This is a genomic window from Ectothiorhodospira mobilis, from assembly GCF_016584115.1.
Lineage (GTDB): Bacteria > Pseudomonadota > Gammaproteobacteria > Ectothiorhodospirales > Ectothiorhodospiraceae > Ectothiorhodospira > Ectothiorhodospira mobilis.
Map to the genome: position 1 here is coordinate 1 of NZ_NRSK01000099.1, position 279 is coordinate 279.

A 279-nucleotide genomic window follows, 5' to 3' on the forward strand; every position below is an offset into this window, starting at 1 on the left:
GAGGACAAGGAGGGACGCCTTATCCTGTCCAAGAAGCGTGCGCAGTACGAGCGCGCCTGGGGCACGATCGAGCAGATCAAGGAAGAGGACGGCGTCGTCACCGGTACCGTCATTGAGGTCGTCAAGGGCGGACTTATCGTTGACATCGGCCTGCGTGGCTTCCTTCCTGCATCCCTTGTTGAAATGCGCCGCGTTCGTGACCTCCAGCCCTACGTGGGCCAGGAGATCGAGGCCAAGATCATCGAGCTCGACAAGAACCGCAACAACGTTGTGCTGTCG

Annotated in this window: 1 protein-coding gene; it reads left to right on the plus strand. The window is 59.9% G+C overall.

Annotated elements, in window-relative coordinates; translation table 11 throughout:
* Positions 1 to 279 (plus strand): S1 RNA-binding domain-containing protein (locus CKO33_RS13295; RefSeq protein WP_200182700.1); only part of this gene is annotated, 279 nt, incomplete at both ends.